21 protein-coding genes are annotated in these 26854 nt (G+C 52.2%); 15 read left to right on the plus strand and 6 right to left on the minus strand.

The window, feature by feature from the left end:
* Positions 1 to 125: 125 nt before the first annotated feature.
* From egtD to A8O25_RS23875, 3 genes are read right to left on the minus strand one after another with little or no spacing between them, the layout of a single operon-like run.
* Entirely contained in the window at positions 126 to 1136 is a 1011-nt protein-coding gene (egtD, locus tag A8O25_RS15040) for an L-histidine N(alpha)-methyltransferase (protein ID WP_082893672.1), read from the minus strand.
* 14 nt (positions 1137 to 1150) lie between these two features.
* Positions 1151 to 1873, minus strand: coding sequence for an SUMF1/EgtB/PvdO family nonheme iron enzyme (locus A8O25_RS23870; protein ID WP_241499046.1), 723 nt, complete (start codon positions 1871 to 1873; stop codon positions 1151 to 1153).
* Complete coding sequence (locus A8O25_RS23875) at positions 1759 to 2445, minus strand: DinB family protein (RefSeq protein WP_241499047.1); 687 nt, start codon at positions 2443 to 2445, stop codon at positions 1759 to 1761. Before A8O25_RS23875 ends, A8O25_RS23870 begins: the two co-directional genes overlap by 115 nt.
* A gap of 77 nt (positions 2446 to 2522) precedes the next feature.
* Between A8O25_RS23875 and A8O25_RS15050 the strand changes: the two genes are divergently transcribed.
* Positions 2523 to 3599 (plus strand): o-succinylbenzoate synthase, encoded by a 1077-nt coding sequence (locus A8O25_RS15050; protein ID WP_066836333.1) that lies wholly within the window; start codon positions 2523 to 2525, stop codon positions 3597 to 3599.
* 72 nt (positions 3600 to 3671) lie between these two features.
* Here A8O25_RS15050 and A8O25_RS15055 read toward each other — a convergent pair whose 3' ends face one another.
* Positions 3672 to 4361 (minus strand): SIR2 family NAD-dependent protein deacylase, encoded by a 690-nt coding sequence (locus tag A8O25_RS15055; protein WP_066836334.1) that lies wholly within the window; start codon positions 4359 to 4361, stop codon positions 3672 to 3674.
* A gap of 180 nt (positions 4362 to 4541) precedes the next feature.
* Positions 4542 to 6971, minus strand: coding sequence for a type I DNA topoisomerase (gene topA, locus A8O25_RS15060; RefSeq protein ID WP_066836335.1), 2430 nt, complete (start codon positions 6969 to 6971; stop codon positions 4542 to 4544).
* A gap of 152 nt (positions 6972 to 7123) precedes the next feature.
* Here topA and A8O25_RS15065 point away from each other — a divergent pair, with 152 nt between their 5' ends.
* From A8O25_RS15065 to recQ, 13 genes are all read left to right on the plus strand, one after another.
* A complete protein-coding gene (locus tag A8O25_RS15065) occupies positions 7124 to 7426 on the plus strand; it encodes a SixA phosphatase family protein (RefSeq protein ID WP_082893673.1) in 303 nt (100 codons plus the stop codon).
* Between the two features lie 14 nt (positions 7427 to 7440).
* The gene (locus tag A8O25_RS23270) at positions 7441 to 7608 is read left to right on the plus strand and encodes a hypothetical protein (RefSeq protein WP_161947759.1); all 168 of its coding nucleotides are present in this window, start codon (positions 7441 to 7443) and stop codon (positions 7606 to 7608) included.
* A gap of 121 nt (positions 7609 to 7729) precedes the next feature.
* A complete protein-coding gene (locus A8O25_RS15070) occupies positions 7730 to 8479 on the plus strand; it encodes a ParA family protein (protein WP_066836337.1) in 750 nt (249 codons plus the stop codon).
* A gap of 132 nt (positions 8480 to 8611) precedes the next feature.
* Positions 8612 to 14068: a HAMP domain-containing protein gene (locus A8O25_RS15075; protein WP_193788623.1), complete on the plus strand. Its 5457-nt coding sequence runs from the start codon at positions 8612 to 8614 to the stop codon at positions 14066 to 14068.
* The gene (locus A8O25_RS15080) at positions 14068 to 14571 is read left to right on the plus strand and encodes a chemotaxis protein CheW (protein ID WP_066836340.1); all 504 of its coding nucleotides are present in this window, start codon (positions 14068 to 14070) and stop codon (positions 14569 to 14571) included. Before A8O25_RS15075 ends, A8O25_RS15080 begins: the two co-directional genes overlap by 1 nt.
* Positions 14572 to 14595: 24 nt before the next feature.
* Positions 14596 to 14976, plus strand: a complete 381-nt coding sequence (locus A8O25_RS15085; protein WP_066836342.1) for a response regulator — start codon at positions 14596 to 14598, stop codon at positions 14974 to 14976.
* A 28-nt stretch (positions 14977 to 15004) separates the two neighbouring features.
* Positions 15005 to 16132 (plus strand): chemotaxis protein CheB, encoded by a 1128-nt coding sequence (locus tag A8O25_RS15090; RefSeq protein WP_153042768.1) that lies wholly within the window; start codon positions 15005 to 15007, stop codon positions 16130 to 16132.
* Positions 16129 to 17760 carry a chemotaxis protein CheA gene (locus tag A8O25_RS15095; protein WP_066836348.1) on the plus strand — a complete coding sequence of 544 codons (1632 nt, stop codon included), beginning with the start codon at positions 16129 to 16131 and terminating at the stop codon, positions 17758 to 17760. Before A8O25_RS15090 ends, A8O25_RS15095 begins: the two co-directional genes overlap by 4 nt.
* 33 nt (positions 17761 to 17793) lie before the next feature.
* Positions 17794 to 18417 carry a chemotaxis protein CheC gene (locus tag A8O25_RS15100; RefSeq protein WP_066836350.1) on the plus strand — a complete coding sequence of 208 codons (624 nt, stop codon included), beginning with the start codon at positions 17794 to 17796 and terminating at the stop codon, positions 18415 to 18417.
* A gap of 202 nt (positions 18418 to 18619) precedes the next feature.
* Positions 18620 to 19903, plus strand: coding sequence for a polyamine aminopropyltransferase (gene speE, locus A8O25_RS15105; RefSeq protein ID WP_066836352.1), 1284 nt, complete (start codon positions 18620 to 18622; stop codon positions 19901 to 19903).
* Between the two features lie 3 nt (positions 19904 to 19906).
* The gene (locus A8O25_RS15110) at positions 19907 to 21001 is read left to right on the plus strand and encodes an agmatinase family protein (RefSeq protein ID WP_082893674.1); all 1095 of its coding nucleotides are present in this window, start codon (positions 19907 to 19909) and stop codon (positions 20999 to 21001) included.
* Between the two features lie 270 nt (positions 21002 to 21271).
* The gene (locus tag A8O25_RS15115; RefSeq protein WP_066836356.1) at positions 21272 to 21607 is read left to right on the plus strand and encodes a phage holin family protein; all 336 of its coding nucleotides are present in this window, start codon (positions 21272 to 21274) and stop codon (positions 21605 to 21607) included.
* Between the two features lie 220 nt (positions 21608 to 21827).
* Complete coding sequence (gene recQ / locus A8O25_RS15120; RefSeq protein WP_066836357.1) at positions 21828 to 23972, plus strand: DNA helicase RecQ; 2145 nt, start codon at positions 21828 to 21830, stop codon at positions 23970 to 23972.
* Between the two features lie 504 nt (positions 23973 to 24476).
* Here the strand turns inward: recQ and A8O25_RS15125 are convergent.
* A complete protein-coding gene (locus A8O25_RS15125) occupies positions 24477 to 25673 on the minus strand; it encodes a S8 family serine peptidase (RefSeq protein WP_066836359.1) in 1197 nt (398 codons plus the stop codon).
* Positions 25674 to 26030: 357 nt separating this feature from the next.
* On the opposite strand from A8O25_RS15125, the gene A8O25_RS15130 reads away from it, so the two are divergent.
* Positions 26031 to 26792 (plus strand): helix-turn-helix domain-containing protein, encoded by a 762-nt coding sequence (locus A8O25_RS15130; protein ID WP_066836377.1) that lies wholly within the window; start codon positions 26031 to 26033, stop codon positions 26790 to 26792.
* Positions 26793 to 26854 lie beyond the last annotated feature (62 nt).

The following is a 26854-nucleotide window of genomic DNA, read 5'->3' on the forward strand; positions in this document are numbered from 1 at the left end:
AGCTTTTGGCTGCCAGTTTCAAAAACTCTAAACATCTTCTTTATATAAAAGGAATAGACCACTCCTGATTCTGCTTTAGAATATCCCTTTCTTAGCTTTTCCCTTAAATAGTGATAAAACAACCCTTACGGTAAGGGTTTGAGCAGGATATCGGCGAAGCCGTGGGTGGTGTCTGTGAAATAGTCTTCTACTTCATACTGGCAGGCGGCGGCCATCTCGTGGATCTGCCTGAGGGAGTATTTGTAGGAGTTTTCAGTGTGAATGGCTTCCCAGGCCTCAAAGGAGAAGGTTTGCTGAAGGGCTTGCACGTGTACCTCCTGCGGCTGCTTGCTGATGAGAAAGCTGCGCATAGTGCCCTCCACGGGGTCATACTCAGCAAAGTGCTGGAACTGCTCCAGGGCAAAATCTGCCGAAAGCTCCTGGTTAATGCGGTGCAGCAGGTTCAGGTTGAAGGCAGAGGTGACACCGGCGGCATCATCATAGGCCCGCCTAATCTTCTCCGGGTCCTTTCGCAAATCAACCCCTACAAGCACGCGGTCCTGGGGGGAAAGTTTTCGGCGCAGTTCGCAGAGAAACTGCTGGGCTTCTCCGGGGGCAAAATTCCCGATGTTGGAGCCCAGGAACAACACCAGTTTGCGGGCCGGACTCTGCTCGTTAAGCCATTGCAGGCCCTGCACATACTCGGCGGCCAGGCCGGTGACTTTCAAAGTAGGATAGGTTGCCTGCAGTTCTTCCAGCAAGTGTTCAACCTGCCGGGGCGAAATATCCAGCGGCACAAAATTGAAATCAGTTTGCTGGGAGACCAGTTCCTTGATCAAAAGTTTGGTTTTAAGCGCATCTCCGGCACCAAGGTCCACCAGCTGGAACGGCTCCTGGGTGCCAAAGGCGAAGAGGATCTCTTTGCGCTGTTTGTCCAGAATCTCGTGCTCCAGTTCAGTGAGGTAGTACTCTGGCAGCTCCATGATTTGCTGGAACAGCTGGCTGCCCCTGGCATCATAGAAGAACTTTGAGGAGAGTTTTTTGGGGAACTGGCTTAACCCCTGGGCAACATCCTGGGCCAGCCCGCTGTCTTTTTGGTCATTGGTTGGCAACAGGTTGATGAACTGCTGTAAAGAGGTGGTAGCCTTTGGGGTCATATTTAAATGTAGGTTTATCTTTTGGCCAGCCTGATGCCGGTGAACTGCCAGCGTTTGTCTGCATGAAAGAAGTTACGATACGTGGGCCTGATATGGTTTTGCGGCGTAGCGCAGGAGCCGCCTCTGAGCACCATCTGGTTGATCATGAACTTACCGTTGTACTCGCCAATAGCACCGGGGGCGGTTTCAAAGTGAGGGTAGGGCAGGTAGCTGCTGTAAGTCCATTCCCAGGTGTTGCCCAGCAACTGGGCGGCATAGGGTTGTTCTGCGGGAAACACGGCTGGCACCGGCTGGTACCGCTCACTCTCCACAAAGTTGCCGGTTGCCAAGGGGTTAGGGTATTTCTGCGACAGTGCCTCCCATTCAAACTCAGTCAACAGCCGGTGCCCTGACCAGTTGGCATAGGCCAGGGCCTCATAGAAGCAGACATGGGTGACCGGTGCTGCCAGGTCAAGCGGCTGCAGCCCGTGCAGGGTAAACTGGAACCATTGATCCTCCTGCTGCAGCCAATAGAGGGGCGCCTGCCACTGCTGGGCCTGCACCAGTTGCCAGCCCTCTTCCAGCCAGTGCCTGAAATCAGCGTAGCCGCCGTCTTGCATGAAACGCAGGTATTCACCGTTGGTCACCGGGGCAGCCTGGGCCTCAAAGGCAGGTATAAACACCTGATGCGCCTGTAGCTCATTGTCAAAGCAGAAGCCCTGGCCCCGGTGCCCAACGGTGTAAAGGCCTTCTGGCACGGGGAGCCATCTGTTTTGGGCTGTTTTTCAGAAAACAGGCCCAAAACAGCCGTTGCCGGACTGGGCAGGTAAGCGGGCAGCAGCGGGTTGCAGCTCAGAATGTACTTGATGTCTGTCACCAGCAGCTCCTGGTGCTGTTGCTCATGCTGCAGGCCCAGTTCCAGCACGGCGGCTAGTTCCGGCTTCTCCAGAAGCAGGGTGTCTGCCAGGACTTTTTCCATGTACTGGTCCACATGTTGGCGGTATGCGTAAATGTCTTGCAGCGGAGGTCTGGAAAGGGTGCCCCGGTCTGAGCGCGCAATGCGGCTGCCCATGCTGTTGTAGTACGAGTTAAACAGAAATGCGTACTGCGGGTGGAAGTGCTTGTAGCCGCTAACGTGGGGCTGCAGGATAAACGTCTCAAAAAACCAGGTTGTGTGCCCCAGGTGCCACTTTGGCGGGCTCACGTCTACCATGGGCTGCATCACGGTGTCTTCTGGGGTGAGGGGCGCGCAGAGTTTTTCGGTTTGCCGCCGTACCGCCCGGTAACGGGCCAGGTACAGCTCCGGCTGGGTATTCAGGGCGTGCTGCATGTGGTTTCTACGGATTGTTCCTTCCTAAACTTAGATCCCGTAAAAAGGTTATAATTTTACTTTCTCTTACTCGTGCCATGCCCATAGTTGTCACTCCGTTTTTCAGGAAACTCCTGTTCAAGTTTGATGCCCGCACCTCCAGAGGGGCCATGCGGGAGCACCATGCCCACTATATTCGCATTCACCATACAGACAACCCGCAGGTGCAGGGGTGGGGGGAGTGCTCGCCGCTGCCCGGGCTGAGCCTTGATTACCGCCCAGACTTCTATCAGGTGCTGCAGGAACTGTGCCGGGAGTACAACTCCCTGGAGCTCAAGCGGGGGCAAGAGGAGGAAGGCGAATACTTTTGGCTGAAGCTGCAGGACTTCCCCTCTATTTTATTCGCCTGGGAAACCGCCTGGGTTGATTTTCTGAGGGGGGGCAACAAAGTGCTCTACAAGTCAAGCTTCACCAGAGGGGAAAGCGGGATTAAGATGAACGGCCTGGTCTGGATGGGAGAGGCTGCCTTTATGCGGGAGCAGATTGAGAAGAAGCTGGAGCAGGGTTTTACGTGCCTCAAATTGAAAATTGGCGGGCTTGACTTTGTGCAGGAAATCAAGATCCTCAGGGAAATCAGGAAAGTGGCGGGTGCCGACCAACTGGAGCTGCGGCTAGATGCCAACGGCGCGTTTGCGGTGCAGGAAGCGGAGGAGAAACTCAGGGAGCTGGCTTTGTTTGACATTCATTCTATTGAGCAGCCCATCAGGCAGGGGCAACTTGAGGCCATGCAGCTCCTGTGTGGTGTGTCGCCCATCCCTATAGCCCTTGATGAGGAGTTAATAGGCGTACAGGGAACCGAGCAGAAATGGAAGTTGCTGGATTTCATTCGTCCAGCCTATGTGATTTTAAAGCCAACTTTAACCGGCGGGCTTTCCTCTTCCCGGAGCTGGATTCAGGTGGCCGAGTCATTGGGTATAGCCTGGTGGCTCACCTCAGCACTTGAGTCTAACATTGGCCTGAACGCCATTGCCCAGTTTGCCGCCGAGTTCCACAACCCGCTTCCGCAGGGCTTGGGTACCGGGCAGTTATACCACAACAACCTGGCGTCACCGCTGCAGGTAAGAGGCGAGGAGCTGTGGTACAACCCGGAGCAGAGCTGGGAGCTGCCAACCTAAACATCCTGTTTTCGCTGTTTTTCTGAAAACAGCCCGAAAACAGGAACTGCTGAAACGGAGGGGGAGAAACGGTTATTTTTCCAGCAGCGCTTTGACCAGTTGCGGCACGCCCACCGTTGCCTTCTCCTGGATTATAGTCACATTACGGCGGTGGCTCAGAGCAGGGGTGTGCGGGTCAACCAGGTAAACAGGGGTGTCATGCGGGGCGTAAGACAAGAGCCCGGCAGCCGGGTACACTTGCAGGCTGGTGCCAATGACCAGAAAATAATCTGCCGTTAAGGCTTCTTCAATGGCCTGTTCCATCATGGGCACGGCTTCGCCGAACCAGACAATATTGGGTCGCAGCTGATATCCTTTCTCGCATAAGTCCCCCAGGTTCAGTTCCCAACCCGTCATGGGGTAAACCAAAGATTCATCATAGGTGCTCCGGCTTTCAAAGAGCTTGCCGTGCAGGTGCAGAATGTGGGAGGAACCCGCGCGTTCATGCAGGTCATCTACATTTTGGGTGATGATACGCACGTCATAATTCTGCTCCAGGTCCACCAGCGCCCTGTGTCCTGCATTTGGCTCCACCCCCTGCGCGCTCTTGCGCCGCTGGTTGTAAAACTCCAGTACCAGTTCAGGATTCCTGCGCCACCCTTCCGGCGAGGCTACAGCCATGACATCATGGCCTTCCCAGAGACCGTTGGCATCTCTGAAAGTGGCCAAACCGCTTTCAGCACTGATTCCTGCCCCGGTGAGTACTACAACTTTCTGCCGCATAACACTAAGTAAATGAAGAGGTAAGGGTGTCTTGGGTTTAGTAGGGGTTACCACATTCCCGTTTACTTATTCCCTTTCTAAAAGATTCAGAAGTCTGGAAACAGAAACTCCTTTTTTGCTGTTTTTAGAAAAACAGGCCAAAAACGGAGTGAACAAAGATTAATGCGCCGCCTTTAGCCTTTAGCTTGACTTCTTTTTAGTGGCAGGCTTGGTGGTGGTTCCTTTTTTGGCGGCTGCTTTTTTGGCCGGGCCTTTCTTGGCGGCGGCTGGGGTGTCTGCCGTGGCCGCTTTCTTCTTGAAACCTCCCCGCGCAGGTTTGTCTGGCGTCTTCTCTGCCAAGTCCAGACACTGCTCCAGCGTCAGTTCTGCCGGCTCTTGCCCCTTGGGGATTTTCACGTTCTTCTTGCCCACCACAATGTAAGGCCCAAAACGACCATTCAGCACTTGCACGTCCGGGTTCTCCGGGAATGATTTGATCAGCTTCTCGGCATCTGCCTTGCGTTTGGCCTCAATAAGGGCTACGGCTTCCTGCTCTGTCACCAGCAGCGGGTCCAGGTCTTTGGGCAGCGAGTAGAACTTGCTGTTGTGCTGAATGTAGGGGCCAAACCGGCCAATGGCGGCTTTCATGTCCTTGCCTTCGTACTCACCTACCACGCGCGGCAACTTGAATAATTCCAAGGCTTGCTCTAAGGTGATAGACTCCAGGAACTGTCCCTTGCGCAGGCTGGCATAGGCCGGTTTGGCATCTGTGCCCTCTACCTCTTCCCCTAGCTGCACATACGGCCCAAAGCGCCCCAGCTTGGCAATCACTTTCATGCCAGAGACCGGGTCAACGCCTAGTTCGCGGGCCCCGCTAACGGTAGACCTTTCAACGTTGGCACTGCTTTCAATGGTTTTATGAAAACTTGAGTAGAAGGTGTCAATCATCTTGTCCCACTGCTTCTTACCGCTGGCTATCTCATCAAATTCTTCTTCTACCCTGGCGGTGAAGGAATAGTCAATCACACTTTCAAAATGGGAGACCAGAAAATCAGTGACCACCATGGCAATGTCAGTGGGGAACAGCTTGGCTTTTTCGGCCCCGGCCATCTCTGTTTTCTGCTGCGCCGTGATCTGGTCTTTCTCCAGAGTAAGTACCTGGTAAGGCCGCTCTTTCCCTTCTCTATTGTCTTTTTCCACGTAGCCGCGTTTTTGAATGGTAGAGATGGTAGGCGCGTACGTAGACGGGCGCCCAATGCCCATTTCCTCCAGTTTTTTCACCAGGCTCGCCTCTGTGTAGCGCGGGGCTGGGCGGCTGAAGCGCTGGGTGGCCTGCAGGCGCTGCAGTTGCAGCGCCTGGCCTTCTGAGAGCGGAGGCAACATGCCTTTCACATCATCATCGGCCAGTTCCTCGTCATCTGTTGACTCTGAGTACACTTTCAGGAAACCTTCAAAGCGCACCACTTCGCCGGTGGCGATGAGTCTCTCTGGCTGGCCGCTAATGCTGATGGTGGCGGTGGTTTTCTCTATCTCGGCGTCTGCCATCTGCGAGGCAATGGCGCGTTTCCTGATCAGGTCATAGAGGCGCTGCTCATTGCGGTCATCACTCACGAGGGTGGCGGCAAAGTCAGTGGGCCTGATAGATTCGTGGGCCTCCTGCGCCTGCTTTGATTTGGTCTTGTACTGGCGGGTCTTCACGTAGTTGTCCCCAAAACTGCGGGCAATTTCGGCGGCAGCCGCCGTCATGGCATCCTGAGACAGGTTCACCGAGTCTGTACGCATGTAGGAGATCTTACCGGCCTCATACAGGCGCTGCGCCACGGTCATGGTCTGGGCAACAGAGAAGTAAAGTTTGCGGCTGGCCTCCTGCTGCAGGGTGGAGGTGGTGAAGGGCGGGGCAGGGGTGCGCTTGGTTGGTTTTTTCTCCAGGCTCTCAATGGTGAAGGCCGCGCCAATGCAGCGCCTGAGGAAATCCTCTGCCTCTTCACGGGTTTTGAAGCGGGTGTTCAACTCTGCCTCCAGTCTCTTGCCACCGGCGTCAAACTGCGCCACCACCTTAAAGGCCGACTCCGCTTTGTGGCGCTCAATTTCCCGCTCCCGCTCTACCACCAGGCGTACCGCCACTGACTGTACACGGCCGGCGGAAAGGCCGGTTTTGATTTTCTTCCAGAGCACCGGTGACAGCTCAAACCCCACCAGACGGTCCAGCACGCGCCGTGCCTGCTGGGCGTTCACCAGGTTCACATCAATGGTGCGCGGGTTCTCAATGGCGTTTAAAATGGCATTCTTGGTGATCTCCCTGAACACAATGCGGCGGGTTTTGGCCTCGTTCAGGTTCAGGGCCTCGGCCAGATGCCAGGAAATGGCCTCCCCCTCGCGGTCCTCATCAGAGGCGAGCCAGACCACCTCTGCCTCTTTGGCCAGTTTCTTAAGTTGGGAGATGACCTCTTTTTTGTCAGAGTTTATGACATAAGTTGGCTTGAATCCGTTTTGAATATCAATTGCGTTGTTATCTTTGGGGAGGTCGCGCACGTGTCCGAAGCTGGATTTTACAATAAAATCCTTGCCTAGATAGCCTTCAATGGTCTTGGCCTTGGCCGGCGACTCCACAATAACTAAGTTTTTTATCATACAGGAAAAGAGGCGGGCAGTGCCCAAAAATTTTTCAAAGATGAAGTAATTTTCTGAGACAATGCAAACCGGTAGTGAAGGAGACGGTTTCTCAGTAGGTACTTAAATATATACCAAGACTCTGTAAAAAGGTTTTTTAGCCATCTAGTAGAATGAAGAATCTTTTATTGATGCGGCACGCCACGGCGGCCGAAAAAGAAACGGGGCAGCAGGATGCTGACCGGGAACTGACTCTTTTTGGGGAGCGCCAGGCCGGCGAGATGGGCATCAAGCTGAAGAGCCTGGGGCTGGTGCCAGAGCTGGTTCTGTGCAGCCCCGCCGTACGCACCCGCGCCACCGTTGAGAACCTCATGGCCGAGGTGGGGCGCAACCTGCCTTTGCAGCTGGAGCAGGTGATCTACCATGGCTCTGAGACTGAGATCTGCGTCTTGTCTCAGATGTTTCTGATGAGGTAGACACTCTGCTGCTAGTGGGGCACAATCCGGTGATCTCTTTTCTGGCCGCCATGCTCCAGCATGAAGGGCAAGAGCCTGTAAACTTTCTACCGGCCACCGTGGCCCACCTGCATTTCACCGGCATGACGTGGGAGCATTTGCGGGCGGGCACCTGTAAACTGCAGGCTCTCTACACCGCGTAGCCTTTCTGTTTTTTGGCCTGTTATCTTGAAAACAGGCAAAAACAGAAATGGATTGGCGTTTTCTTTTGTAGTTTAGCGCAGTTTCAGCGGTGAAAAATTTATTTTAGATTTTCTGCAACCTATGCCAGCAACCATCGTATCGGTCATCAACCAAAAAGGGGGTACGGGTAAAACCACCACTACCATTAACCTGGGAAGTGCCCTCCAGAGACTGGGAAAACGCGTTTTGTTGATCGATCTTGACCCCCAAGCCAACCTCTCTTATTCCTTAGGTATCACGGAGCCCGCCTGTACGCTGGCCGAGGTCTTTTCCGGGCAGCAGAAACTCACTGACTGCCTGCAGGAGAGAAACGGTCTCTGGGTGGCCCCGGGCTCCAATGAACTGGTTGATATAGAGATTTCACTGGTAAGCCAGAAGGAGCGGGAGCTGTTCCTGCAGCACATGCTGCGGGAGGTGGAAGGCTTTGACTACATCCTGATTGACTGCCCGCCTTCCCTGTCCCTGTTGACCTTGAACGCGCTGGTGGCCTCTACTGAGGTGGTCATTCCTTTGCAGATGGAAGTGCTTACCCTGCAGGGGTTGGGGCAAATCCTGAACACGGTGGCGCAGATCAGGGAAACGCTGAACCCTAACCTGCGGGTGAAGGGCATAGTGGTGGTCATGTTTGACAAGCGCCGCAAGTTGAGCTCTGAGATTGAAGATTACCTGAAGGAGAACATTGATGAATACATCTTCCACCAGCGCATCAGGCTGAACGTCAAACTGGCAGAGGCGCCTTCCTTTGGGCAAAGTGTGCTGGATTATGACGCATCTTCTTATGGGGCCAAAGATTACCTGGGGTTGGCCAAAGAATTTGTATCAATTTCTTAGCAAGGGAAACTTTCAGAAGTCTTATAATATTAGTAAATTGCGTGGTGGGCAGATTTGCAGCGCCACCGCATAAAAATTAAATTGGCATCTTTTGCCGCAGCAGATACATAACGCTCCTCAATCATAGATAAGATGGCTTTAGGTAAGAATCTAAAACTCAACAAGGATAAACTCATTGGGAAGGCAGAGGCTGGAGCTCCTGCTGGAGACCCGCAGGAAGGCGCCCCTTCCACTCCTGCAGAGACCCCTCCTGCAGAACAGCCCAAAGAAGATGAGACCCTTGTAGTAGAGGTGCCGTTGGCAGATGTAAAAGTCTCTGCCACCAAAGCCTCTGCTGGCAAGGAAACCCGTGCAGAAGGAAAAGGAAAAGAAATGGAAAAGGGTGTGCCAATGGCCACAAATTCAATCGCCCGCATGTCTCATGACCAGGCAAAGAACCAGGCCAGGAAAAGTGATTCGCCCAGGCTGTCAACAGAGAACCAGGACTCTGACTATATTAACGAGCAGTTGAACCGCGTGCTCTACGCGCTGGACGCTTTTAAGAAGGGAGACGTTTCGGTTCGTCTGACCAAGCAGAACAACGACATCTTCTCTGAGATTGCCGAAGCCTACAACTCCATGGTGGAGATGATTGGCGGGGTAGGCGGCGAGGTGTCCCGTATCTCTAAAGTAGCCGGGGTGGAGGGGAACCTGAAAGCCCGTGCCTCAGCAGAGAACGCCTCCGGTTTCTGGAAAGACATGATCAACAATATCAACGGCCTGGTTGACTCCATTGCCGTTCCGGTATTAGAGGTGGGCAAGGTATTGAAGAACATCTCCCGGGGTAATCTGGATGAGACGTTCCAGATTCCCGTGTCCGGTGACTTCAAGGTCATGGCCGAAACCATCAACCGTACCATTGACAACCTGAACCTGTTTGCCGGTGAGGTAACCCGGGTGGCGCTGGAAGTGGGTACCGAAGGTAAACTGGGCGGACAGGCGTCTGTACCAAACGTGGCCGGTATCTGGAAAGAGCTGACCGATAATGTGAACGCCATGGCCTCTAACCTTACCTCTCAGGTAAGGGATATTGCCAAAGTAACCACGGCCGTGGCCCAGGGTAATCTGGACCAGAAGGTAACAGTAGACCTGAAAGGGGAAATGCTTCAGCTGAAGGAGAACATCAACCAGATGGTGGACTCTTTGAACATCTTCGGGGATGAAGTAACCCGGGTGGCCCGTGAAGTGGGTACTGAGGGTAAACTGGGAGGCCAGGCGAAGGTGCCGAACGTGGGCGGGGTATGGAAAGACCTCACCGACAACGTGAACACCATGGCCAGCAACTTAACCTCGCAGCTCCGTGACATTGCCAACGTGGCCACCGCGGTGGCGAAAGGGGACTTGACCCAGAAGATCACAGTAAATGTGAAAGGTGAGCTGGCCGAGCTAAAAGACAACCTGAACCAGATGGTGGACAGCCTTAACATCTTCGCGGATGAGGTGACCCGGGTAAGCCGTGAGGTGGGTACCGAAGGTATCTTGGGTGGGCAAGCCAACGTGCCAAAGGTAGCCGGTATCTGGAAAGAGCTGACCGACAACGTGAACTCCATGGCCTCCAACCTGACCCTGCAAGTTCGTGACATCGCCAATGTTGCGACTGCGGTGGCGAGAGGTGACCTGAGCCAGAAGATCACGGTAAATGTAAATGGCGAGCTTCTTCAGCTGAAGGACAACCTGAACCAGATGGTGGACAGCCTTAACATCTTTGCCGGTGAGGTGACCCGTGTGGCACTGGAAGTGGGTACCGAGGGTAAACTGGGCGGACAGGCATCTGTGCCAAACGTGGCAGGTGTTTGGAAGGCCCTAACTGACAATGTGAACTACATGGCCTCCAACCTGACGCTACAAGTTCGTGACATTGCCAACGTAGCAACTGCTGTTGCCCGTGGTGACCTGAGCCAGAAGATCACGGTGAACGTGAAAGGCGAGTTGGCCGAGCTGAAAGACAACCTGAACCAGATGGTGGACTCGCTGAACATCTTCGCCGGTGAGGTAACTAGGGTGGCCCGTGAAGTGGGTACCGAAGGTAAACTGGGCGGCCAGGCATCGGTGCCAAACGTAGGCGGTGTTTGGAAAGACCTGACAGAAAATGTGAACTACATGGCGTCTAATTTGACGCTGCAAGTACGTGATATAGCCAATGTGGCAACTGCGGTGGCTCGCGGAGATTTGAGCCAGAAGATCACTGTAGGGGTGAAAGGCGAACTGGCCGAACTGAAGGACAACCTGAACCAGATGGTGGACAGCTTGAACATCTTCGCCGGTGAGGTGACCCGGGTGGCGCTGGAAGTGGGTACCGAGGGTAAACTGGGCGGACAGGCATCTGTGCCGAACGTGGCAGGAACCTGGAAGGCGCTCACTGACAACGTGAACTCCATGGCCTCCAACCTGACGCTGCAGGTGCGTGACATCGCGAATGTGGCGACCGCGGTGGCGAGAGGTGACCTGAGCCAGAAGATCACGGTGAACGTGAAGGGCGAGCTGGCCGAGCTGAAAGACAACCTGAACCAGATGGTGGACAGCTTGAACATCTTCGCCGGTGAGGTGACCCGCGTGGCGAAAGAAGTAGGAACCGAAGGTAAACTGGGCGGCCAGGCCAATGTGCCAAACGTAGGTGGTGTTTGGAAAGACCTCACCGAGAACGTAAACTACATGGCCTCCAACCTGACGCTGCAGGTGCGTGACATTGCCAACGTGGCGACCGCGGTGGCGAGAGGTGACCTGAGCCAGAAGATTACGGTAGATGTGAAAGGCGAGCTCCTTCAATTGAAGGACAACCTGAACCAGATGGTGGACTCGCTCAACATCTTCGCCGGTGAGGTAACCAGAGTGGCCCGTGAAGTGGGTACTGAAGGAATCTTAGGTGGTCAAGCCAGCGTGCCTAATGTAGGTGGCGTTTGGAAAGACCTGACTGAGAACGTGAACTACATGGCGTCCAACCTGACGCTGCAAGTGCGTGATATTGCCAACGTGGCAACTGCCGTTGCCCGTGGTGATTTGAGCCAGAAGATTACCGTTGATGTAAAAGGCGAATTAGCCGAACTGAAGAATAACCTGAACCAGATGGTGGACTCGCTCAATATTTTTGCGGACGAGGTAACCAGGGTAGCAAGGGAAGTGGGTACCGAAGGTAAACTGGGCGGACAGGCTTCTGTGCCAAAAGTACGCGGTACCTGGAAAGAGTTGACGGACAACGTGAACTCCATGGCCTCCAACCTGACGCTGCAGGTGCGTGACATCGCCAACGTGGCGACTGCCGTTGCCCGTGGTGACCTGAGCCAGAAAATCACGGTTGATGTAAAAGGAGAGTTCTTAGAATTGAAGAACATCCTGAACCAGATGGTGGACTCCCTGAACATCTTTGCCGGTGAGGTGACCCGGGTGGCGCTGGAAGTGGGTACTGAGGGTAAACTGGGCGGTCAGGCATCTGTGCCGAACGTGGCAGGAACCTGGAAGGCGCTCACTGACAACGTGAACTCCATGGCCTCCAACCTTACCAGCCAGGTACGTGACATCGCCAATGTGGCGACCGCGGTGGCGAAAGGGGATTTGAGCCAGAAGATGACGGTGAACGTGAAGGGTGAGATTCTTCAGTTGAAAGACATCCTGAACCAGATGGTGGACTCGCTGAACATCTTCGCCGGTGAGGTGACCCGTGTGGCGCTGGAAGTGGGTACAGAAGGTAAACTGGGTGGCCAGGCAAGCGTACCAAATGTGGGCGGTGTTTGGAAAGCCCTTACTGATAATGTAAACACCATGGCCTCCAACCTGACCCTGCAGGTGCGTGACATTGCCAATGTTGCAACCGCGGTGGCGAAAGGCGACCTGACCCAGAAGATCACGGTGAATGTACGCGGTGAATTAGCCGAGCTGAAGGACAACCTGAACCAGATGGTGGACAGTTTGAACATCTTCGCCGGTGAAGTAACCCGGGTGGCGTTGGAAGTGGGTACTGAGGGTAGACTGGGCGGACAAGCCAAAGTGCCGAATGTAGCCGGTGTTTGGAAAGCCCTGACTGACAATGTAAACGTAATGGCCTCTAACCTGACTACTCAGGTACGGGGAATTGTGAAAGTAGTAACCGCGGTGTCTAAGGGTGACTTGACCCAGAAACTGACCCTGCAAGCCAAAGGCGAACTCGCTGATCTGGCAGATACCATCAACAGCATGGTGGAAGACCTGAACCGTTTAGCGGGTGAGGTTAGCCGTGTGGCCAGAGTGGCGGGTGTGGAAGGGAAACTGACAGAGCGTGCCTCTGTACCAGGTGTGAGCGGAAGCTGGAAAGAACTGGTGGACACTTTGAACGACCTGTTGGAGTCAATTGTAACGCCGGTTCTGGAAGTGTCTCGCGTAGTACGTTCCATCTCTGAAGGTGACTTGACTCAAAAAGTAGAGATTCATACCGCAGGTGATATTTTGGCCATGTCAAACGCCTTGAACCTGGCGGTAGACAACCTCAACGCGCTCTTAGGAGAAATCAACGACAGCTCACTGATTGTAGGAAGCTCTTCTGAGGAAATGGCCGCCAAAGGGCTTGAAATGAACCGCGTAACGGTAGATGTGGCCCTGGCCATGCAACAGATGGCAGAGGGTGCGCAGAACCAAGCCTTGAAAACAGACCAGGCCTTTAAGCTGATTGAGGAAATCATGAAAGCGACCAAAGAAACGGCGAACAAGGCAGACGTGGTAAACCGTTCGGCGGTAATGGGTGAGGAGACTTCCCAGTTGGGACTGAAAACAGTGGCCGAGGTGGTGCGCAACATGGAGGAGATTTCTTCTTCTGCCGCGCTGACTGCCAAAACCATTGAAGTATTAAGTACCCGCAGCCAGGAAATTTCCAAGTCCTTGGGCGTGATCACCGACATTGCGTCCCAAACCAACTTGCTGGCCTTGAATGCGGCCATTGAGGCGGCCCGTGCGGGTGAGGCAGGACGTGGTTTCGCGGTGGTAGCTGAAGAGATCCGTAAGCTGGCAGAAGGTTCCAGAAAATCAGCCAGTGAGATTGCCACCCTGGTAGAAGATGTGAAGAAAGATACCTCTTCTGCCGCTGCTGCGATTGCGACCATGGAAGGCCGCGTATTGAAAGGAAAGAATGCTACGTTTGAAGCATCTGGCGCCTTTAAGAATATTGCGACTTCCAGTGGTGAAACCCTTCGCAGTGCCCAGGACATCTTAGAATCTACTGAGGTTCAGAAATCGTCTATTGGAGATGTAGTGAAGTACGTGGAAGAAGTGGTGGCCATTGCCGAGCAGACAGCCTCTGGTACGCAACAGGTAGCAGGAACTGCCAAGCAATTGTCGGCTTCCATGCAGGAACTGACCGCTTCCAGCCAGCGTCTGAATGACATTGCAGATGACCTGCAGGTGGGTATTTCGGCCTTCAAGCTGATTAACGGGAACATTGTTTTCCCTAACCGGAACAACCGCAAGCTTTCTGCCGTGCCGGCTGCGCGCAAGCGTGCTTTTATAGCGCCTGAAGATGACATAGACTCAGATTTGGCCAAGAAGGCAGTAGCCAAAAAAACAGGTAAATCCAGAGGACAAGACTAATGGAGTCACAGAATATTCGTGATAAAAAAGAGGCGGCGGTTGAGGTAAAGGTGCATCTCATTGTCTTTAAACTAGGCACTGAGGAATACGGGGTACGCATTGACCAGGTAAAGGAGGTTACCATTACCCCAGAGATCACCCGCATGCCCAAAACCCCTTCCTTCATCAAGGGGGTTTCTAATATAAGAGGGGATATTATTGCTATTATGGACCTGGAGGAGCGCTTTAACATTGAGCGCTCCACAGCAGGCACCCAAAGCAAACACACCTATACTCTTGTTATGGAGGCGAAGGATTATACCATGGGCTTTATTGTCCGGGAGGTGCCGCAGTCTCTGTCACTCCCGGTTTCAAGCATTGACAAAGCCCCTTCCTTCATTCAGGACATTAACATCAATGAGAACTTCATTGAGGGAATTGGAAAAATTGATGACCGTCTGATCATAGTGTTAGACATCTACAAAATCCTGACCTCTGAGGAAATCATGGAACTGAAATCATAGTGCTTATTTCTGAACTAGACTATTATGGAAATTACTGAGAAAAAAAGAATACTGATTGTAGATGACTCGTTCTACATGCGCACTATGCTTAAAAACATGTTGCTGGATGCGGGTTATGATGTAGTGGGCGAGGCACCAGACGGTAAGACTGCCCTGGAAATGGCCCGCGACAAGGTTCCGGATCTGGTTACCTTAGACGTTATTTTGCCAGATAACACCGGGCTTGATGTATTAAAGGGCATCAAACAAGACAACCCAGAGATCAAGGTGGTAATTGTAAGCGCCGTGGGGCAGGAAGTCATCATGAATGAAGCCGCTGAGTACGGGGCCTTGCATTACATTATCAAGCCTTTTTCTGAAGACAAAGTGTTGGAGGCATTGACCAATGCATTCAAAGAAGAATAACAGTTCATTTTAGTACCGCCACAAACCAGTGCCGCTAACGCCTACACGTAAAATCAGAGTCTTGATTGGAGACGCATCTGTACGCTCCAGATTGGTGCTATTGGGCATGATCAATGCCGATCCCAATCTGGAGGTGGTAGATACTGCCCAGTCCAGAGATGAATTGCTGACCAAGGCAATGTCCTACCAGCCTGATGTGATTGTGACGCATAGCGGCTTAACCTTGAGCGGACATTTACCTTCTTTTACTTCGGTATTAACTACTGAATCTTCCCTGCTTTTGCTGGTGTCTGCTGAAATGGCGCTCCAAAGCCATCCTGCCTCAAACGTGAAAGCGTTTCAGGAATCAGAGCCGGAAGCTGTGAGGAATGGCAAAAAGCGCCCCGGATATAAGGAGGAGCTGATGGCTAAGCTAAAGGAGTTTGGGGGAAGGTTCACAGGCAGCCAAAACGGCTTGAGGAAAGAGAAAAGGAAGGAGCATTTTTCTATGCCCACTTCTACTTCAGCAGTTGATTTATTTTCTTATTCTGCGCTGAATAAACCGCTTCGTCTGGTGGTGATAGGGGCTTCTACCGGTGGGTCAAAGGCGGTTGAATGTTTGATCAGAGAGTTAGAAGTAGTACAGCCAACAGCAGTGCTGGTAGCCTTGCATATGCCGGAGAAATTCACCAAACGTCTGGCCAGAAGGTTGCAGAAACTCACGCATTGGCGCGTGGAAGAAGGCTATGAAGGCATGGCTGTTACCCCGCAGACCATCATTATAGCTCCGGGAGGAATGGATATGCTGGTTAGGCGTACGCCGCTCAGGCCAAACCGCCTCTTCCTGGAAATTATGCCGGCCACTGCTGTGGAGTCACCTTCTGTGGATCTGCTCATGCAGTCTGCCGCCGCCTGTGCCCGGGCGCAGGTGCTGGGGGTGATTATGACCGGCATGGGAAAAGACGGTTCTGCCGGGGCCTGTGCCATTCAGGAGAATGGCGGAGTGGTGATTGCGCAGAATGAAGAGACGTCCTCTATTTTCGGGATGGCCAAGAATGCGATTGAACGCGGGGTGGTGAATGGGGTTTTCCCGTTGGGGCAGATAAATACCATCATCAATAGATTTGTGAGTGATAGACACCTGAGCCACGGGCTCTATTGTAATTTGACAGGATGAAATCGAGGGATCAGGAATATAAAGAGATATTTATAGCTGAGGCTCTCGAATACTATGATGCGCTGAACCGGCACATTAGTGATCTGGAGAAAAGCCCTGAAGATGAACAGCTGTTGGCTGAGATCTTCAGGCTGCTGCACAACCTGAAGGCCAACGCAAAGGCCATTGGGTATGTTTCTATTGCAGATGTGTCCCATAAACTGGAGACGGCTTTCGGGTTGATCCGGAACAAGGAGCTGAATTTTAGTGATGAGGTGGTGACGGTGCTTTTTGATGGCATTGATATGTTGGGTGAGATGATCACCAACATTGACAGCCCCAAAGAGGTGGAGCCAAGCCCGGCCCTGCTCCGCAACCTGGACATCATTGTCAATTCAATTTCAGAGAATACGGCAGAGCTGTCAAAGGTGCAGAAGTACTATACTTCTAAAAACCTTTCGCTCTCTGACCTGATTTATATACAGATAAAGAAGCTGGACCACCTGCTGAACCTGGTGGGCGAGTTGATCATTGACCGGGACCGGATTGTCTCCATCAGCAAGGAGCTGGACAATGAGGATCTGAAAAACGTAAGCGCCCACCTGTACCGCATCACAGATGAGCTGCAGTACAGTGTGATGGATGCCCGTCTGGTGAACGTGGGTTCTTTGTTTAACAAATTTCCGCGTATAGTACGGGACATAGCCGTGGCAGAGAAGAAGGAGATCAACCTGGAGATTTCAGGGCAGGACATTCAGATTGACCGGAATATCCTGCAGATCATCACAGATTCACTGCTGCACCTTATGCGGAACGCCATTTCGCACGGGATTGAGAAAGCAGACATGCGCAAGAAACTGAAGAAGACGCCGCAGGGCAATGTCTTCCTTTCTGCCCAGAATGACCGTGACACGGTTATTCTGAAACTGACCGATGACGGCAAGGGCATTGACCAGCAGGAAGTAAGGAAGGCCATTGTGCAGCGCGGTTTCTTGCCGGCTGAGGCCGCTGAGGATCTGCGGGAGTCTGAGGTGCTTTCTTATCTCTTTGAACCGGGGTTTTCACTGGCCAAAGAAGTGACAGAAGTGTCAGGGCGCGGGGTGGGGCTGGATGTGGTGAAGAATGCCATTGACTCCATTGGCGGAAGAATACGGGTAGACTCTAAAAAAGGCGAAGGCACCACCTTCACCCTTTTCCTGCCTACCTCTATTGCCGTTAAAGGGGCGCTGCTGTGCCAGGTAGAAGAAAACTTCTATGCTATTCCGTTGATGCATACAGACTCAGTGGTGGCGCTGCCATCTGTAGAGCTGCATGAGGTGGGCGACCTGCTGGTGGCCGATATCAATGGGGAGACCATTACCATTGTGTACCTGAAGGAGCTCTTTAATTCTGAGCTACATGAATACAGCGGTAAGAAGTCTAAGTTAGAGGGTGATGTGCAGAACATCATTATTGTGACCTACAATAACCGTAAGCTGGGTTTGATTGTTGATAAACTGCTGAGACAGCAGGATATTGTCATCAAAGCCTTAAGCAAACCAGTGAATACGATTGAAATTTATGCGGGGGTAACCTTGTTGGGCTCAGGCAAAGTGTGCCTGGTGCTGGATGTGGCGGCTATCACCCGTTATTTTATTGCCAGGAGATAAGTGCGGTAGGAAACATTAAATTAAGAGCCAGCTATGGAGCTTCAAGTAAATGAACTAGAGCGGGATATCATCAAAGAGATTCTCAACATAGGCTTAGCAAGGGCGGCAGATTCGTTTGCAGTCATTGCCAAAGACCGGGTACTCCTCAAAGTGCCGGACTTGCAGTTGATGGAGGCCGAGGAACTCCTGAAAATTGTACGGGCCTATGAGAAAACGCACACGTTTATTCAGTCAGATATAAAAGGGGAACTGAACGGGGCCACCCTTATGCTCTTCTCTGATGCCCATATAGAGCAGCTTTCCAAAGTTTGCCTGGGAATGAAATTAACGCCAGGTGAACCGCTCACAGAGATGCAGGAGTCCCTGCTGCTGGAGGTGAGCAACATCATCACCGGCGCCTTGGTGACCCAGCTGGCCAATATCCTCAAGTCAAATATCTACGGCTCGCCGCCGGTGGCACCCAAACATGACATTGCCATGTCATTGCGTGATATTTTCACTGACCACCCGCTTTTCCAACCGCTGGTGTTTACGGTCATCACACAGTTCACCCATAACTCACAACTGGTGGAGTTGCCGCTGCTGCTGTTCTTTGATACCAACACCTTTATTAAAATTCTGGAGATCATCAGGTCCTATAATTTCCTTACCAAGTAGAAAATACTCCCGTTCAACTATCTTATGATAGAAAAAGAGCCGCCCCCAGCGGCTCTTTTCATTTACATAATAGTTGATCTCCGGCGTAGGCGTGTTTTTGTAAAAACAGCCCTAAAACGCCGGGGGCGGGTAACTTTTCATTCCAGTATCTTTTTTGTTGTTTTGCGCGTCTGAAATATAAATAGTAACTGAATAACCGCTTATGGACGCCTTAGGAAGACACATCCTGGTAGAGTTCTACAACTGTTCCCCGGAGTTAATGAATGATGTGGTGCACATTGAAAACAGCATGGTAGAAGCCGCTGAAACCGCAGGTGCCACCGTCATCAACAGTACGTTTCACCACTTCTCCCCCTATGGCGTCTCTGGCGTGGTGGTGATCCAGGAAAGCCATCTGGCCATTCACACCTGGCCAGAGTACGGGTATGCCGCAGTTGACCTGTTTACCTGTGGGGAGACCGTAGACCCGTGGGTTTCCTATAATTTTCTGAAAGAAGCCTTCAAAGCCAGCCACGGCTCCTCCATGGAGTGCCGCCGGGGGCAGCAAAGTCTGCTCAAGCGAACAGATTTCACAGTAGAGTCCCGGGACACAGGCCAGGTGGTGGCGCCCATCCCTACCATTACCCGTGATGTCTGGTTTACCGAGCGGGACGAGAACATTGCCCTTTCGCTAAAGCATTCAGGCAACCAGCTATATAAAAAGCAGAGCCCGTACCAGAAGGTGGAGGTGTTTGAGACGCTGGCTTACGGCAACATGCTCACCCTGGATGGTATGGTGATGTGCACCCAGAAAGATGAATACGTGTACCATGAAATGATTACCCACGTACCGGTCTTCAGTCATGGGAATGTGAAAAGAGCCCTGGTGATAGGCGGGGGAGACGGGGGAACCGTTCGCGAATTGCTTCGGCACGAGGCTATAGAAGAGGTGGTACTGGTAGAAATTGACGAACTGGTCATTGAGGCCTGCAAACTGCACCTGCCTGAGACCGCCAGCGCTTTCAACCACCCCCGGTTGAACCTGCTGGTGGCAGACGGTATTCAATACATCCAGGATTGTCCAGATGCGGCCTTTGACCTGATCATAGTAGACTCAGCAGATCCGGTAGGCCCGGGCGAAGGCCTTTTTACGGCCGCTTTCTACGCTGAGGTATACCGCTGCCTGACCTCTAACGGAATCATGATCACACAAAGTGAGTCGCCGCGCTTCAACACCAAGGTGTTTGTAGAGATCTATGACACTTACAAAAGCATTTTTGGCGCAGAGAAAGTACACTGCTACCTGGCGGCCATCCCCACCTACCCAACCGGTACCTGGAGCTTCTCTTTCTGTTCTAAAGGAGAGGTGCAGCCTAAGAACTTTGACCAGACGGCGGCGGCGGCGTTCTCCCGCTCACAAGGGTTGCGCTATTACAATGAAGACATCCATACGGCTGCCTTTGCGCTGCCAAACTTTGTTAAAGACTTACTTTCTTCAAAAGCCTAAACCATGGACTTTCAGCAACCATCAATGTGCGATTCTAAACGCACCAAATTAACGTCTTTTGATCCTAACGGAGTGGGGGAGGTGGGCAGCGGTCTCTTCGGGTTGCCCTTTACGGAGGAGGAGTCTGAGGTGGTGGTATTTCCAATTCCGTGGGAAGTCACCGTCTCTTACAACGCCGGTACCGCCCAGGGCCCTGCTGCCGTGCGGGACGCCTCGCCGCAGCTGGACCTGTTTGACCCTGAGCTGCAAAATGCCTGGCATCTGGGCATTCACATGCCAGAAGTGCCAGAAGAATGGGCGCAGGAGAGCAGACGCCTCCGGGAAAAGACAGAAGCCTATATTGGCTGGCTGGAAGGCAGCGTGCAAGGCACAGAAGAGCAGTTTCAGCAGACCATTAAGGAGGTGAACCAGAAAGGGGAGGAGCTGCTGCAGTGGTCTAAACAGGCCACCCTGGAGTACCTGGACAAAGGCAAGCTGGTGGGGGTTTTAGGAGGAGACCACAGCACCCCCCTCGGTTTCATGCATGCCCTGGCCCAGAAGCATGAGGAGTTTGGCATTCTGCAGGTAGATGCCCATGCTGATCTGAGGAATGCGTATGAGGGCTTCACCTATTCGCACGCCTCCATCATGTTCAACGCCCTGAAGCTGCCGCAGGTGAAAAAGCTGGTGCAGGTGGGTATCAGAGACCTCTGCCAGGGCGAAGCGGAGCTGGTTGACCAAAGCAACGGCCGTATCACCACGTTCTATGACAGCAAAATCAAAACCAAGATGTACGAGGGCAACACCTGGCGCAAGCAATGCAAGAAAATCATTGCGCAGCTGCCCCAGAAGGTGTACATCAGCTTTGACATTGACGGCTTAGACCCTAAGCTCTGCCCCGGCACCGGCACCCCTGTTCCCGGCGGCTTTGAGTTTGAGGAGGCGGTTTACCTGATCAAGGCACTGGTGAAGTCGGGCCGAGAAATCATTGGCTTTGACCTCTGCGAAGTGGCACCCGGTGACACCGAGTGGAACGGGAACGTAGGCGCGCGCCTGCTCTACAAACTCTGCAACTGGATGGCCGTATCTCAGGGGAGGCTGGTGGCTGACCACAAGTAACCTGTTTTCCTGTTTTCGGCCTGTTTTTCAGCAATACTTCGGACAATTCTAAAAGGCAAAAAGAGGCTTTAGAGGCTATAAATGGGGTTTAAGTAATTATATGTCAGTTAGGTATTTCCCAAAAGGGAGAAAAACCATTGGATGCTAAACCTGTACATGCCCTCAAACGCTACTAACGCACTTTTTCTACTCATCTAAACTGTCCGAAGTATTGTCAGAAAACAGGCCGAAAACAGGAAATTTCTACCATGCTTTAACTCAGATAAAACTATGGGATTCATTTTAAAAATCATTCTAACCGGGATTGCCGCTCTCTTGCTGGCCAATTTTGTGCCGGGCATTCTGCTGGAAGGCATTGTGAGTGGTATTCTGCTGGCCCTGGTGCTGGCTATCCTGAACGCGGTGGTAAGGCCAATTCTAATCTTTCTTACCATACCGGTTACGTTTCTCACCTTGGGGCTGTTCCTGCTGGTGATTAACGCGATCATACTTTACTTGGCAGACTTTATCTTAGACGGCTTTTCGGTAGAAGGTTTCCTGAACGCCATCATCTTCAGCTTGATTCTGTCTGTGGTCACCTACATCATTGACTTGATCACCGGCTAACTCCTGCTAGCAGGTATTGCCTTAGCCCGAAGTCATTCGGGCTATTTTTTTGCCCGCTACTTTCTCCCCACCGCTGCTTTCAAGAGGAAAAAGCCTTCAACCTCAGATCTGGTACTGCCAGCAGGGAAAACCCACCCGCGTCTAAGAGGGACTTATTTTAAGGAAAGGTTGCTAAGGAAATTAGCCGTTTTTGGCTTATTTTTGTGAAAACAGGTGAAAAATGGAAGTACGGGAAGCACGGGAAGTTCTGAAGCTATATTTTGGGTATGACCAGTTCCGGCCGGGGCAGGAGGAGATAATCTCTCATGTACTGGCGAAACGGGACACGGTAGTGCTTATGCCAACGGGCGGCGGAAAATCTGTGTGCTACCAGGTGCCGGGGTTGGTAATGCCGGGAATAACGGTAGTGGTCTCCCCACTCATTGCCCTAATGAAAGACCAGGTGGAGGCGCTGCTGGGCAACGGTGTCAACGCGGCGTACCTCAACAGCTCGCAGTCTGCCAAAGAGCAGCAGCTGGTAGAGCAACAGTGTTACAACGGCCAGCTTAAAATGCTCTATGTCTCACCAGAGAAACTTTTGTCAGCGGGCTTTTTCTCCTTTCTGAAGAGTTTAAAAATAAACCTGTTCGCCATTGATGAGGCCCACTGTATCTCTGCCTGGGGGCATGACTTCCGGCCGGAGTACCTGCAGCTCAAGAACCTGAAGCTCCAGTTCCCGGAGGTACCGGTAATTGCGCTCACCGCCACGGCAGACAGGCTCACCCAGCGTGACATCCTGACGCAGCTGTACCTCCAGGACCCCAAAGTCTTCATCTCCTCTTTTGACCGCCCCAATATCTACCTGCAGGTGCAGCCGGGGCAGAAACGCATGGAGGCTATTCTTGATTTTCTGGAGCAGCGCCCTTTTCAGCCGGGCATCATTTACTGCCTGAGCCGTAAGGCCACTGAGAGCCTGGCCAATAAACTGAAGGAGAAAGGCTTCAACGCAGACTACTACCACGCCGGCATGAGTGCCAGAGACAGGGAACGGGTGCAGGAGAAGTTTCTGCAGGACAACGTGCAGATCATGTGCGCCACCATTGCGTTTGGGATGGGGATTGACAAATCTAATGTGCGCTGGGTCATTCACTACAACCTGCCCAAGAACCTGGAGAGCTACTACCAGGAGATTGGCCGGGCGGGTAGGGACGGTGCCTCTGCCGAGGCGCTGCTGTTTTACAGTTTTGCAGATGTGATGACCCTGCGGGACATCATCAACCAGGGGGAGAACAAAGAGCAGGCCCTGGCGCATGCCAAGTTGGACCGGATGCAGCAGTTTGCCGAGAGCACCAGTTGCCGGCGCAAAACCCTCATGCACTATTTTGGGGAGGAATATCCCAAAGACTGCGGCAACTGTGATATCTGTGACAATCCCCCCACTTCGTTCAACGGCACGGAGTACGCGCAGAAGATTCTTTCGGCGGTAGCCAGAACCCAGGAGTCAGTGTCTGCCGCCCAGGTGGTAGATATATTGCGGGGCTCCCGAAACCAGCAGAGCCTGAGCCGGGGGTATGACAAACTCAAAACCTTTGGCGTGGGCCGTGACGTGGCTCCCCAGGACTGGCAGCGCTATATTCACCAGCTCATCAATCTGGGCATGTTAGACATTGCCTATGAGGAGCACGGCGCCCTTAAACTGAACAACGGGAGCAAGGAAGTGCTGTTCAACGGCAAAAATGTGGAGCTGGTGAAGTTCCAGCCGGTAGACCCCAAAGAGGAGAAGGAAAAGCGTCAGAAGAAATCCAGGAGTGCGGTGGAGAATGCCCTGTTTGAGCACTTGCGCCAGCTTAGGAAGGAACTGGCCAATGAACGGAGCATTCCGCCCTACGTGGTCTTCACAGATAATACCCTGCAGGAGATTGTGGAGCAGCGGCCTACCAATAAAATGGCGTTTCTGGCTATCTCTGGGGTGGCGCAGGCCAAGTATGAGCAGTACGGCGAGACTTTTATCAATGCCATCTTGAGTTTTCTGGCGCAGCAGGCAGAGCAGCAGCAGGCCCGCCTGAAGGGAACCACCCACCTGGTGACGTATGAGTTGTTACGGCAGGGCAAGACCCCGGAGCAGATCTCAGAACAACGGCAGGTGCAGCTCACCACTATTTTCTCACATCTGGCCACGCTTTACCAGCAGGGGTATGAGGTGGATCTGAAGCCTTATCTCTCAGACTGGGAGTATTCACGGGTGCGGGAGGGCATTATTGCCACCAAGCAAACCGCGGCGCTGAAACCCATCTTTGAATATCTGGACGGCGAGGTAGACTATCTTAAAATTAGGCTGGGGATTGGCCGGTTCAACAAAGAAGAGGGCGCCCTGGCTAAAGCCTAACGAAAGAACAGCGGGCTATAGATAAGCTTTTCAGGTATGGGCACGCCCTGCTTCTCTGGAATTTTAGAGGTCTTCCTGCAGAATTTATAAAACAGCAGAAGCTGAACAGGGTTTCTCCTTTACGAATCCAAGAGCTTGAAAGGGTAAAAGTGTAGGCTGGTGTTTCCTGTTTCTGGGCTGTTTTTCAGAAAATAACCCGGAAACAGGAAGCCGTTTCAACCTTAAGGTACCTCTTGCGGCGCACGCCTAGGTAAAATCAATAAACTCCTAACAGCTTTACAGTAGGGATGACGGTTCTGGCCACAGGCAGAAATAGCTTCACCTACTTAGGGTATTCCCTTTACTGAAAGCCCCTTTCAAAGAGATCAGAAGTGAGTGCTGGATTCTGTTTTCGCTGTTTTTCAGAAAACAGGCCGAAAACAGAAAGGTTCTTTAACAGAAACCTATTAACGCGAAAAGGCCCCTCTACTGGTAGAGGGGCCTTTTCTGTGGGGGATATGTTAATTATTTAAGGGCGATTGGATCGGCTTTGCCGTCTGGGTCACCTACAACTGTACCTTGGGAATTCACTCTGCCGCCGTTCAAGGCTAAGATACCGGCAACGTGCGGAGCGGCAAAGGAAGTACCGTTTCCGTTGGCGTAAGTGCCGTTTTTGCTGGTAGATCTGATGGCAGTGCCAGGGGCCGCAAACTTAACGGAAGTACCGAAGTTAGAGGTGGAGTTGAATTTACCGTATGAGTCCATGTTAGACACTACGTACACATTAGGCGCCACTACACGGGCAGGAGAATCATTCTTGCAGTCAATGTAGCTGTTACCGGCCGCAATGGCTATGTAGATGCCTCTGGCTGCTGTCTTCTTCACTAGATCATCTAACAAGGTAGAGCCGTCTACTCTTAGGCTCATGTTCACCACATCACCTGGCTTTCCGTTTTTGTACACATGGTTCAACGCAGAGTAAATGCGGGTCAAAGTCCCGTAACCAGTGTCATCAAACACACGCAGGGCTACAATGGTGGCATTGGCGGCTACGCCTACCACGCCAATGTTATTGTTCTTGGCGCCAATGATACCGGCAACGCCGGTTCCGTGGCCGTAGCCGTCTTCTACAGACGTAACGCCAGAGATAAAGGACTTGCTGCGGGCAACGTCCACATTCAGATCAGGGTGGTCAGTGTCTACGCCTGAGTCAATAACCCAAACTGTCTTACCGGTGCCGTCTCCATATCCCACCCGGGCAACGCCCCATGGAATTTCTTGGGTTGACGTGGTAGTTGTGGTGGTGGTGGTAGTAGAGGAAGTAGAAGTGGTTGAATTGGTAGTAGTTTTAAGTGGCTTACCGAGCATAACAGCTTGCTCCGGTTCAATGTAGGCAACATCTTTATCAGCTTTCAAGGCTTCCACCTCTTCACGGGACAATGAGCCGGCAAAACCGTCTGAGGCACCGTCAAAAACCTGCTTAATTCTTTCGCGCTTAATGCGGTGTGCACCCAGCACGCGCTCTCTGAGGCTTTCGCTGCTGGTACTGCCATCTTTCAGGACCACAATGTATTTGCCTGCCACGGCAGAGGAGGTAGCCGTTGGCTCAGAAGGAGTGGGAACAGCTTCTTCTAATATTTCGTCCTTTTGGCAACCCGCCATGGTAAACACAGATGCAAGCGCGAAGAACGACACTGCTTTCTTGAACTTTCCTGATTTCATATACTAAATTTTAATAGTTAAAGAAAAAGCATGGATAAAAGAAGGATTTGAAACCACTTCCTTATTTGTCTCGTAACCGCCCCTTTTCAGTAATGGTTCAATATGGACTGAAATAAAACTGATTTATTTCTGAAGTGATTTATAGCCTATTTGCTCTTTAATTCAGGTATATAGCACTATATAGATGCTTCTATCCCTTTAAAAATCTACTCAACCTTGCCCTATTAGGAGGAGAGGGCGGGGCTGCAGGGAATTGTCTAACTAGGAAAAATTTTATTTTAAATGAATGCCAAAATATTTAGTTTCGTGCTAAAGAATTAGTATTTTTACTAATCATTACCTATAGACTACTTGATCATGCTTAGCACGAACCTTAAATATTTACGAAAACAGCACAACCTCACCCAAGTTCAGCTGGCAGAGAAGCTGGAGATAAAGCGTTCCCTGATTGGGGCGTATGAAGAAGGCAGGGCTGAGCCTAAACTGGTAACCCTGGTGAAAATGGGCCAGGTGTTCAACCTGCCGGTAGATGATTTGATCAGCCCTGACCTGCCCAACGCCCTTCAATCTGGTTCGTCTAAGAACAAATCAAATGTGCGGGTGCTGTCTATTACGGTTGACTCCCAGGACCGGGAGAATATTGAGCTGGTACCGTACAAGGCCAGTGCCGGGTATCTGAACGGCTACTCTGACCCAGAATTCATGGAGGAGCTGCCAAAGTTCAGATTACCCATGATCCAGGGCCCTGGCACATACCGCGCCTTTGAGATCAAGGGGGACTCCATGCTGCCCATTCCTTCAGGAACGGTCATTGTGGGCCGCTATGTGGAGCGTTGGCAGGAGATTAAAGACGGAACCCCCTGCATTGTGGTAAGTCTGCAGGAAGGAATCGTGTTCAAGAGAATCTATCAGCAGGAGAAACATACTGCACTGAGACTGCACTCAGACAACCCCATTTATGAGCCGTATGAGGTGAAACTGGAAGATGTGGTAGAGCTGTGGGAGGCAAAAGCCTATATCAGTACGTCTTTCCCTATGGCGGAAATCTCTCTGGACAAGCTTACCTCGCTGGTGTTGGATCTGCAGCAGGAGGTGAAAAAACTTAAAGTCACCAAGTAAGTCACACCTTTGTATATAGTAGTACACCCCTCTGTTTTGGGGCTGTTTTTTGAAAAACAGCC

Source organism: Rufibacter ruber (genome assembly GCF_001647275.1).
Taxonomy (GTDB): Bacteria; Bacteroidota; Bacteroidia; order Cytophagales; family Hymenobacteraceae; genus Nibribacter; species Nibribacter ruber_C.

Coding starts and splice junctions, on each gene's coding strand:
- egtD (WP_082893672.1), bottom strand. CDS start 1,136: ATGACCCCAAAGGCTACCACCTCTTTACAGCAGTTCATCAACCTGTTG.
- A8O25_RS23875 (WP_241499047.1), bottom strand. CDS start 2,445: ATGCAGCACGCCCTGAATACCCAGCCGGAGCTGTACCTGGCCCGTTAC.
- A8O25_RS15050 (WP_066836333.1), top strand. CDS start 2,523: ATGCCCATAGTTGTCACTCCGTTTTTCAGGAAACTCCTGTTCAAGTTT.
- A8O25_RS15055 (WP_066836334.1), bottom strand. CDS start 4,361: ATGCGGCAGAAAGTTGTAGTACTCACCGGGGCAGGAATCAGTGCTGAA.
- topA (WP_066836335.1), bottom strand. CDS start 6,971: ATGATAAAAAACTTAGTTATTGTGGAGTCGCCGGCCAAGGCCAAGACC.
- A8O25_RS15065 (WP_082893673.1), top strand. CDS start 7,124: ATGAAGAATCTTTTATTGATGCGGCACGCCACGGCGGCCGAAAAAGAA.
- A8O25_RS15070 (WP_066836337.1), top strand. CDS start 7,730: ATGCCAGCAACCATCGTATCGGTCATCAACCAAAAAGGGGGTACGGGT.
- A8O25_RS15075 (WP_193788623.1), top strand. CDS start 8,612: ATGGCTTTAGGTAAGAATCTAAAACTCAACAAGGATAAACTCATTGGG.
- A8O25_RS15080 (WP_066836340.1), top strand. CDS start 14,068: ATGGAGTCACAGAATATTCGTGATAAAAAAGAGGCGGCGGTTGAGGTA.
- A8O25_RS15085 (WP_066836342.1), top strand. CDS start 14,596: ATGGAAATTACTGAGAAAAAAAGAATACTGATTGTAGATGACTCGTTC.
- A8O25_RS15095 (WP_066836348.1), top strand. CDS start 16,129: ATGAAATCGAGGGATCAGGAATATAAAGAGATATTTATAGCTGAGGCT.
- A8O25_RS15100 (WP_066836350.1), top strand. CDS start 17,794: ATGGAGCTTCAAGTAAATGAACTAGAGCGGGATATCATCAAAGAGATT.
- speE (WP_066836352.1), top strand. CDS start 18,620: ATGGACGCCTTAGGAAGACACATCCTGGTAGAGTTCTACAACTGTTCC.
- A8O25_RS15110 (WP_082893674.1), top strand. CDS start 19,907: ATGGACTTTCAGCAACCATCAATGTGCGATTCTAAACGCACCAAATTA.
- A8O25_RS15115 (WP_066836356.1), top strand. CDS start 21,272: ATGGGATTCATTTTAAAAATCATTCTAACCGGGATTGCCGCTCTCTTG.
- recQ (WP_066836357.1), top strand. CDS start 21,828: ATGGAAGTACGGGAAGCACGGGAAGTTCTGAAGCTATATTTTGGGTAT.
- A8O25_RS15125 (WP_066836359.1), bottom strand. CDS start 25,673: ATGAAATCAGGAAAGTTCAAGAAAGCAGTGTCGTTCTTCGCGCTTGCA.
- A8O25_RS15130 (WP_066836377.1), top strand. CDS start 26,031: ATGCTTAGCACGAACCTTAAATATTTACGAAAACAGCACAACCTCACC.